At 37.3% G+C, this 9,763-nt stretch carries 9 protein-coding genes and 2 tRNA genes; 6 read left to right on the plus strand and 5 right to left on the minus strand.

All coding sequences use genetic code 11. From position 1 onward, the window contains the following. Positions 1–362 precede the first annotated feature (362 nt). Positions 363–2,312, plus strand: a complete 1,950-nt coding sequence (locus ABDH28_02730; protein ID MEN2997937.1) for a FapA family protein — start codon at positions 363–365, stop codon at positions 2,310–2,312. A gap of 128 nt (positions 2,313–2,440) precedes the next feature. Here ABDH28_02730 and ABDH28_02735 read toward each other — a convergent pair whose 3' ends face one another. Genes ABDH28_02735 through hisG form a run of 3 tightly spaced genes read right to left on the minus strand, consistent with a single transcriptional unit; the run spans position 2,441 to position 4,012 of the window. After that, a complete protein-coding gene (locus tag ABDH28_02735) occupies positions 2,441–2,914 on the minus strand; it encodes a hypothetical protein (protein ID MEN2997938.1) in 474 nt (157 codons plus the stop codon). Next, entirely contained in the window at positions 2,911–3,360 is a 450-nt protein-coding gene (gene fliJ / locus ABDH28_02740) for a flagellar export protein FliJ (GenBank protein MEN2997939.1), read from the minus strand. The genes ABDH28_02735 and fliJ overlap by 4 nt, the downstream gene beginning before the upstream one ends. Positions 3,361–3,382: 22 nt before the next feature. Then, a complete protein-coding gene (hisG, locus tag ABDH28_02745) occupies positions 3,383–4,012 on the minus strand; it encodes an ATP phosphoribosyltransferase (protein MEN2997940.1) in 630 nt (209 codons plus the stop codon). Positions 4,013–4,347: 335 nt separating this feature from the next. Here hisG and ABDH28_02750 point away from each other — a divergent pair, with 335 nt between their 5' ends. After that, entirely contained in the window at positions 4,348–5,838 is a 1,491-nt protein-coding gene (locus ABDH28_02750) for a hypothetical protein (protein ID MEN2997941.1), read from the plus strand. Here ABDH28_02750 and ptsP read toward each other — a convergent pair. Then, positions 5,827–7,590: a phosphoenolpyruvate--protein phosphotransferase gene (ptsP, locus tag ABDH28_02755; protein ID MEN2997942.1), complete on the minus strand. Its 1,764-nt coding sequence runs from the start codon at positions 7,588–7,590 to the stop codon at positions 5,827–5,829. The two genes, ABDH28_02750 and ptsP, sit on opposite strands and share 12 nt — an antisense overlap. 502 nt (positions 7,591–8,092) lie before the next feature. Between ptsP and fabG the strand changes: the two genes are divergently transcribed. The 4 genes from fabG (at position 8,093) to ABDH28_02775 (ending at position 9,571) form a co-directional block, all read left to right on the plus strand. Then, positions 8,093–8,842, plus strand: coding sequence for a 3-oxoacyl-[acyl-carrier-protein] reductase (gene fabG / locus ABDH28_02760; protein MEN2997943.1), 750 nt, complete (start codon positions 8,093–8,095; stop codon positions 8,840–8,842). Then, a tRNA-Arg gene (locus ABDH28_02765) sits at positions 8,842–8,915 on the plus strand. The genes fabG and ABDH28_02765 overlap by 1 nt, the downstream gene beginning before the upstream one ends. A gap of 38 nt (positions 8,916–8,953) precedes the next feature. Then, a complete protein-coding gene (locus ABDH28_02770) occupies positions 8,954–9,496 on the plus strand; it encodes a flagellar basal body-associated FliL family protein (protein ID MEN2997944.1) in 543 nt (180 codons plus the stop codon). A 1-nt stretch (position 9,497) separates the two neighbouring features. After that, a tRNA-Pro gene (locus ABDH28_02775) sits at positions 9,498–9,571 on the plus strand. A 5-nt stretch (positions 9,572–9,576) separates the two neighbouring features. Here ABDH28_02775 and ABDH28_02780 read toward each other — a convergent pair. Next, positions 9,577–9,763, minus strand: a 187-nt coding sequence (locus ABDH28_02780; GenBank protein MEN2997945.1) for a hypothetical protein, incomplete at its 5' end; no start/stop codon positions are given.

Below are 9,763 nucleotides of genomic sequence, written 5' to 3' on the forward strand. Positions count from 1 at the left end.
ATAATCTTGCTCCTTAAAGCGAGTGATATTTTATATAAAGCCTCCGAAATTTTGCAAATTATTACCCCAAGTTCGGCTAAGATCTTGATTACCTTTATACATCATTACCTCAGTTTTGAGGTACCTATGAGAGTGTTTAAGAAATTGCTAGGTAGTTTTAGAAATTAGGCAGAAAATGATATTTCTTCTCAAGATTATCAAAAAGATGTTCAGGAAGATAGAAAGAGTAGTCAGAGAGGATTTTACAAGGACAGAGTAAACATAGTAATGTCTTCTAACAGGGCTTCTGATGACACCTGGAGCTTATTGAACATTACATAGAAATTGAAAAACAGTAGGGGAATAGTTATACTTTAATACGGATGGATATAAAAAAGATATTATCACTACTTGACGAAATAGAACCAGCAGACACCGAAGAAGAAATTGAGATAGTAGCTTTCTCTATAAAAGAAGCTTTAGAAATAGCAAGCAAGGAATTCAACACAGAAATCTTCAATCTAGATTACGAGGTGCTTGAAGCCGGAAGCAGTGGATTTTTTGGTATAGGTAGAAAGCCTTACAGAGTTTTGGTAAGGAAAATAGGGAGTATTTCTATTGCTTCTGGTATTGATGAACATAAGGAAGAGATGCTTGCAATAGATGGTAAGTTTTTTATCGCTCATACAGATGAAGGAGTGTTCTTGAAAGTCATTCCTCCTGAGGGTAGAGGAAGATCTGTGAGTTTTGATGAAGTTGTTAATGAACTAAGAAGCAGAGGTTTTGAGAAGTTTGATGAAGGTAAAATAAGGAGAGAATTACAATCTCCCTCAAAAACTCCAGTGCTTATAGGTCCCGCGTTATCTACTGATCAGAGTGAGAATAGCACCCCACACGTTGAAGTTTTACCTGATGAGAGTAGAGCCTTTCTTACATTAACAAGACCTTCTTCACCACGTGGTAAGGTTCCGTCAGTTAATGAGATTATGAAGGTTCTAAAAATGGAGGGAGTGGTATATGGTATCATTCAGGAAAACATAGAGAAAGGAATATATGAAGGCGTGTTTGATGTACCTATTGAGGTTGCAGTTTGGACACCACCTGAGCCTGGTAAAGACGCAAAGATAAACTACTATATAAACGTAAATAGTAAACCTCTTTTTGGCGGAGTTGGTGATAAAGAATCGGTTGACTTTCACAAGGTCATAAATATTGAGAATGTTGTGAAAGGTCAGGTTCTAGCATCCAAAGAGCCTGCAACAAAAGGTAAACCTGGAACTACCGTGAGAGGAAAGGTTATTCCAACTAGCGATGGGAAAGATGTATCCTTACAAAATCTGGCTGGTAAGAATGTTGAGGTATCCCCAGATGGATTGGAGCTTATAGCCAAAGAGCAGGGGCAGGTCGTATTTAAGCAGAACAAGATCCATGTAGAACCAGTGTTAGAGATACTTTCTGATGTTTCAACGGAAACAGGCGATATAGACTTCGTAGGAAATGTTGTGATAAGAGGTAGTGTAAGAGATACATTCAAGGTTAAAGCTGGTGGGAATATTGATATATGGGGAACAGTTGAGAAGGCTGAGGTGATCGCCGATGGAAATGTCATAATAAGAACAGGAATCCAAGGTAAAGAGAGTGGTGTAGTTGTAGCAGGAGGCGATGTGATAGCAAAGTTTATTGAAAGAGCAAATGTAAAAGCTGGTGGGAATGTAATAGCATTAGAGTATATCCTCCACAGTAATGTAGTCTCCAAGGCTAGGGTTTTCTGCTTTGGTAAGAAGGCAAGTATAGCTGGAGGACATGTTAAAGCCTTATATGAGATATCTGCTAAGCAATTAGGAGCAGAATCATGGGTAGATACGGTTCTTGAGGTTGGTTCCGACCCCGACCTTCAGGAAAGACACGACGAGCTGATAAGAAAAAAAGAAGAAATATCCAACAAGATATCTGAACTCAAAAAGGAAGTTTTTACCTTGCAACAAATGATACAAAACCTAGGTAGGATACCTCCAGAGAAAGAAGAAAGGTATAACTTGATGAGCACAACTCTAAAAGAGTATTCTCACGAACTTGAAAATATAGAGAATGAACTTAAAGCTATAAAGGAACAACTAGATTCAGCATCAGTTGAAGCTAGAGTCAGCGCCTATGGTATATGCTACCCAAACGTAAAAATAAAAATAAAAGATGCCTTGCACACTTGCAGAGACCAATACAAGTTTGTAACATTCAAGAGAGAAGAAAGAAGCATAATAATAGTTCCTTACGAAGAATCCCAAGAATTGAGGGAAAAGAAAAAAGAGGTAACAGGAAAAGCAAAGAAACCCTAGGGAAAGCCTACTTTCAAGTTAAGAAACTTGGAGAAAAGCAAGCTACTTTGACTTTTTATTTACCACATCTATGAGTACAAGTAGCTAAAGTGTGCTAGAGAAAGAAATTTGGAAATTCTCACTTCAGGCTACCTGTATGAAATCAGTTTCCACGAGTTCTTAAACTTCTTAAAAAGATAGTTCATTTCTCTTTTTACGTTCACTACTTCAAAGTCCTTACCTTTGGGGACAGTTCTCTTATATTTCCATTCTACCACAGCTATTGCCAAATTTTCTTCTTCAAACACTTTTACTTCCCTTATCACAGGTTCAGAGAGAAGAGAAATTTCACTTTTTATCTGCGAGTATTTAACAGGATTCTTCATATCAAAAAGCATTCTTTCTATATCTCTCTTAGCCTTTCCTTCCGAAACCTGCAATATCTCTTCAAATTTCATCTTCAGGTAGTTAGAAAGTAAAGTATTGAGAGTCGAGGAAATTTTTCTTACATCCTCGGATAGAAGATGGGTCTCAGTGTCCGGCAAGCTATAACCTAAGATATGTCCTTGGTCAAGGCTAAGCAAGAGTACTAGAAAGAGCAAAATCTTGCTACTGTTTCTCATTGTTCTACCTCCCTTCTTAATTTTACTGAGCTGGAGTTGGAAACAATTTCATCAACTACAGTTTCGTCCTCTTTTAAAGAGGCTCTCCTAAACTCTTCAACACTCCTTTGGCGCAACTTTTCAAGAACCTTTACTTCTCTATCTTTCTCTAGGTACTTATCCAGTGCTTCTCTGAAAGGTTTTTCCTTTTTCTTAACGTCCATCATTTTATATTTCTGCATCTCTTCGTTTGATCTTATGTAGTTATCAAGTAGCCTTTTTTCTTCAATGGAACTTGTTTTCTTCATCTCTAGGATTGCATCTTTTTTTTCACCTTTGAGTTTGTTTATTTTAGCTATCTCAAGGTTATACTCACTTGCCTTTTTAGCAAGATCAAGTTTATATAGCTCTCTTACTTTTTGTCTTATATCCAACACTCGTTGCAGTCTGAAGTTAAATCTCTTCATATATAGAATTTCGTCAACTATCTCAACACTTTAATACGTCTTTCAGCCTTGATGCTATATACGCTATTTCCTTCCTTTTGAAGTAGAAGGATTTTTTATTCACGACAAGTCTTGACGTAGACTCCAGTATCTCGTCTATTATGACGAGGTTATTTTCCCTTAAGGTAGCTCCCGTAGATGTTATGTCAACTATAAGATCACTAAGCCCCGTTATTGATGCTAATTCTACCGAACCATACAGCTCAACTATTCTAGGTTCTATTTCTCTAGCCCTGAAGTAGGATCTTGCAATGTTAGGAAATTTCGTAGCAACCTTAACAGTAGTAACAGAGTTTAGCTTTGCATACTCTCTACCCGCTACAACTACCTTGCAATATCCAAACCCAAGGTCCAGCAAAGAAATCACATCTGGAGTATGTTCAACTAAAAGATCGTAACCTACGATGCCAACATCTGCTATGCCTTCAAGAACATAAGTTATAACATCTTTAGCCCTTAAGAGCAAAAAATCAATTCCCGAACCTACATCAGCTATAACTAGCTTCCTTGAATCCTCGTAAAACTTCTCCTTTATAAGACCTGCTTTTAGGAAAAGATCTACTGCATCATCAAATAACCTACCTTTAGGAACACCTACTGTTACCTTTTTCATACGTTTTCCTACAAACTTTATATAATACTCCCACCAAGTTGCCTTAAGTCTTAAGGTAGCATCAGAGCTGTGCAGTAAACTGCGTACCTGTGTATATTATATTGAATAAGATCTTGAAGTGTAAAGCAATGGTTCCTAGGCACTAGCAAGCTCAGTATGAAAGGAAGTCTTGTTAACTGGTAAGTCCCACTTAGAACCAAGAGGAGTAAGCAAGCGGAAAGTTCGGAACCTCTCTACTTACCTAATAGAAATTTGGAATTTAATTACTCTGGAAAATAGTATATTGAAAGTTCTAAGCGAAAAATTTACTATATTTAGCGAAGAGGAAGGGTTGTATGGGAAAGCTTTATAGTAGCTTGCCTAATAGTTTCATGAAATCTGTGCTCGAGGAAGAGAATGAGGAAATCGTTGAAAAGTTGTTAGAATATAAGAAAGCATTTGAGGCAGAACAGGATAAAGACAGGAAAATAATGTTTAAGGAGAGGTTTTCTAGTACGTTTTGGGAACTGTATAGTGATATTCTCTTTAAGATTGCTACCCAGTGGTTTGATAAAACTCCACTGCCGAAGAGATTGTTTATAAGGTTTGGCATTCTTGATCTAAAGTATTTATCTGTTGAGGATCAAGAGGCAATAAAAGGAGTTGCGATAAAAAGAAGACCTAGCGACGATGATGTATATAACTCCATCTACTACATTGACGAGTGGATTGAAGAAATAGGTAGAGGGAAGATAGAAGCGAGTGCTACGGATGAACTTCCTAAGAAAAAGAAAAAGCTAGGAAACATTAGCGTTGCCGAGAAGGAAAAATATGAGAGGAAAAGAGGAATTCTGGAAGCTGAACTAGCTGGGTTAAAAGAACTTATGAGAAGAAGGCAATTACTAGAAGAAAGCGTGCTTAGTAGTATGAAGAGAATATATGAATTTTCAAAAACATTTGACGAGATTTCGGAAGATAACTTTTTAGTCTCGTATTCTCAGTCCGAGGAGGAAGGTATAGAAAGTATTCAAGAAAATCTTAGAGAAATCGTTAGAGTAAACAAGGAAATTGTTAGCATCCAGCAGAAAATTGAAAAACTAATTGAAGATATAAGAAAAATAGAAGCTACCATACCTGAAAACATTGAAGAAGAGTATGAAGTAGACGCTTCTTCAATAAAAACCGAAATTCAGACAATAAGACAAATGGTCAAAATGTGTGTTGGAAGGCAAGGCAATCACTTTCCCGTTCTAGCATCCTCAATGCTTCCCAGATCCCATCTAAAACCAAACTTCAGAGAGAATGCTGTAGAATACATAAAGCAAGTGTGGAATCTTGATCCCCAAATATTTGATAGAAAAACCAGATCATCGTTGTTGAAAATAGTTCCCTATTTTATCCTGACCATAGGATATGGAAACTATGGGATATGTTGGGAACCTTATAGCAAGTTCAATAAGATTTCCAGTAAAGGCAGGTTAGCAGTTCCCATATTTTCAAAAAACCCTCTGGACGTTATAGTAATAGCATTAGGAGACTTTAGATGGAACATGGCTAAAGAGATGGCAGGATACCACTGGATGGAAGAAGGAATAACCGGAGATTATTATCAATACCATGAGTCAATAAAATGGAAAGGTGACCTAAGATCAAAATTCATATATGACTATTACCTATGGATTACGAAAGAAAGCGAAGGAATACAAAAGCTAGAAAAGGAGATAAGAAGAATATTCTGGTTTAAGATACCATTTCCTGATAAAATTAAGGAGGATCTCAGTAAAAAAGGATACTACTACCAGGATCTTTACAAGAAAGAAGAGACAAAGAAGTTATCAGAACTGTAGAACAGTACCGCCAGTTCTTCTTAGAAATCTATCAAAGTCTTCCTCTATTATCTTTTTTACTTCGCTTGGAGTCAGAGCGTTTTTAACGGAATCTAGCAACCTTTTAAGCTCAACTGAGTGTGTTTTTACTATGACTTCCTTTACAAACGCAACAGACTCTTGGGGCATACTGAAGTTTCTTAAACCCATTCCCAATAGTAGCCTAGTATACTTTGGATCTCCAGCTATCTCACCACAAATAGAAACAAACTTCCCAACTTTATTTGCAAAGTGTATACAGTGATGAACAAGCTTAAGCACTGAAGGATTCAGAGGCTCATAATACTCAGCCAAAGTTTCATTGTTTCTATCAACAGCTAGAACATACTGAGTAAGATCGTTTGTTCCAATACTTATGAAGTCCACTTCTCTAAGAAATTCCTTAATCATAACCGCAACCGAAGGAATTTCAACCATTATTCCTATTGGAATATTCTCTTTCACAAATAGTCCCCTCGCTTTCAATTCCTCTAATGCTTCATTAAACGACTCCTTTATCTTTCTAACCTCACTTATTGAAGAAACCATAGGCACGAGAATCCTTATGTTTCCATAAACATTACTCCTTATTATGGCTCTAAGCTGTTTCAAAAGCTCTTCTTTTTTATCAAAGAGTATTCTTATTGACCTCCAACCAAGAGCAGGTTTTGATTCTCTATAGTCTCTTTCAAAGACCTTGTCACCGCCTATATCAAGCAACCTTATTATCACTGGTTTACCAGCAAACCTCTCAGCAGCAAGAGTATACAATTCAACTTGCTCATCTTCTGATAGAAACCTACCCCTATTCAGAAAGGCTAACTCAGTTCTAAACAACCCTATTCCGTCGTAATACCTGGTGTTCTCCACGCTTACCTCGTAAGGATCTGATATATTCAGCATGATGCTACAAGTTTTACCATCTATTGTCCTAGAAGGTTTTTCAAGCACTTCCAGAAGTTTCTCACGGTAATGTTCAAATCTAACTTTCTCAACTTTAAACCTATTAAACGTTTGTTCATCAGGGTTTATTATCACCTTTCCTTCATTAGCATTAAGTAGAATTAAGCTGTCTTCATTGATATATTTCATCAAATCCCTTACCGCAAAAACTGCTGGAATACCATGCTGATGAGCTATCACAGAGGCATGAGAAGCACTTCCTCCCTTTTCCAACACTAGTCCCTTAATGTTTTTTGTCTGGAGAATTTCTAGCAATTGAGTAGGATCTATCTCCACACCTACTATTATATACTCACTTACCTCCTCTTCTTTCTCACCTGAAGTTGAGCTTTCTTTGCCACATTTGATCTCATCTATATTCTTAACAAGTCTATAAAATATTGACGTTATATCGTAGGTTTTCTCTTGTGAAAAAGTCGTTAGAGATTTTAATGTAGCCTCAATCATTGCAAGAAATCTAAACACAGCAGATTTTGCACTTACTTTGTCATTAACTATAGTGTTGACGATCTTTGCTAGGCTAGTTTCATCCCTTATTACATTAACAAAAAAAGCTTTCAGTTCAGCTGATGAACCTTTACTGGCAGAGTATATTCTCTCAATCTCTTCTACTGTTTTCTCAACCGCCGCATTAAGAATCTGTATCTCTTTCTTCACCTCTTCTGGGTGTAATATTTTCTCAACCTGAAAACTAGACAAAATAGGCTCAATCACATAAGCTTTACCAATTGCTATACCCTTAGACACAGATATACCACTAAGCTCCTTCATAGGACAGATAAATAATAAAATATACCTACAAACCCTTTCTACCTAAATCAAACTAGAGAATCTAAAACTAGGCTAACTCCAAACTACACCAACTTCCAACAATGTTGCTTTAGAAACATTTACTAAAGTATCCTCTTGATTAGAATTTAACATATCTTTAGAAGAAAATGATCTACCTAACTATCACATTTTTATAAATGATAAAACCCATCCTACTACAAGGTATAATAAAGTCTAAAAGTTTACAATTGGGTGTAGTTTCTTTTCTCTCTCAGCCCTCATCGGGACTGGGTGAATACTCTTCCTAATAAGCATCCGAAAGGTATAGTGTGAAGTGAAGTTTTATGACCGAGTAACATCATCTAGAACTAAAGAGGTAAATAAGCAAAAAGTTTAGAACTTCGTTTACTTAGAAACTAGAATTTATTGGCGAAAGGTATAATAAAGTTGTTACGCATCACTTAGATTCTATAAACTATATTACAACTAGGGGGTTTTGAATATGGTTGATCTAAAGGGTAAGATAGCTTTGGTAACGGGTGCATCAAGAGGCATAGGGAAAGCAATAGCTGAGAAACTAGCTTCACTTGGAGCCAATGTAATTGTTACTTCAACAAAAGCCGAAACTTCCAAGAACGTAGCTGAAGAGATTGAAAATAGGTACAAGGTCAAAGCGAGAGGATATGCTCTTAATGTAGCTAATTTCTCAGAGTTTTCTAACATTGTTGAAGAGGTTATTAAAGAATTTGGTAGAATTGACATACTTGTGAACAACGCAGGTATAACGAAAGATACCTTGATACTTAGGATGAAAGAGGAGGATTGGGATGATGTTATTAACACCAACCTTAAAGGGGTCTTCAACGGCTGTAAAGCTGTATCTAAATATATGCTAAAGCAACAGTATGGAAAGATAGTCAACATAAGCTCTGTTGTTGGAATAATGGGCAACGCCGGGCAAGTCAACTATTCTGCCTCAAAAGGAGGAGTTATTGCTCTTACGAAGTCTCTTGCAAAAGAACTTGCTTCAAGAAACATCAATGTAAACGCTGTTGCTCCTGGATATATAGACACCGATATGACCAGAGTCTTACCAGAAAATGTCAAGCAAGAGATTCTAAAGCTCATACCTCTTGGTAGGATGGGACAACCCGAGGATGTTGCAAACGTAGTTGCGTTTCTATGTTCCGATATGTCATCATATATAACAGGCCAGACTATTTTAGTTGACGGCGGAATGGTAATGTATTAGTGCCTGTAGCTCAGGTGGATAGAGCACCGGAATGCGAGTCCGGTGGTCAGGGGTTCAAGTCCCCTCAGGCACAGAACTACATCAGATAAAAATCAACAGGAGGAAAGCAGAATGGGCGAGGAGGAGAGAGAGGAAATAAGTATAGAAGCTCCTGAAGCTGAAGAGGCTGTCAAAAAACCTAAGTTTAGTTTCGGCGCAATAATAGAATGGATCCTATCCCATGTGTTACAACTTGTCATAGCTGGAATAATCGCCGCGGTTGTTGCTTTTATTGTCGTTATGCAAATGAGAGCTAAGGTATCCGAAGAAATAGTTACAGCAAGAGGACCTATCAAAAAGGAACCTCCTCCCATGACATTTGATATTGGTAGCTTTAACATAAACACCGCAGACATTGACGAACCACACTTTGTTAGACTCAAAATGTATATAGCATATCCTGAAAAAAATACACCCCTTATGGTAGAGCTTGGACAAAGAAAAATTCAGATAAGAGATATTGTTATATCAACAATAGCATCTATGAAAAAGGAGGATCTTGACGAAGCAATTGAGAGAGAGGAGCTTAAAGAAAGACTTAAAAAACTGATAAACAATGTTCTCGTAAACGGAGAAATAGTTGACGTCTTTTTTGATGAATTCACTGTCTATTGATCGGGCCATAGCGCAGTTGGCTAGCGCGCACGTTTCGGGGGCGTGAGGTCGTGGGTTCAAGTCCCACTGGCCCGAATCGCTTATAATCTCTGATATGCCCATACTATAACCAAAGATACTCCCAGAAACATCAACACTAAAAGTAGATCCTCAAAAACTAATAACGCACCAATTAATCCTAACAACACTAGCAAAAAACTATTCCTTCTTCTCTTCCTATCACAGCTACCAAACTCCCTCTTTACCACAAACTCCCTATTTGAACTT

This window comes from Brevinematia bacterium, assembly GCA_039630355.1.
In the GTDB taxonomy this organism is placed as follows: domain Bacteria; phylum Spirochaetota; class Brevinematia; order DTOW01; family DTOW01; genus SKYB106.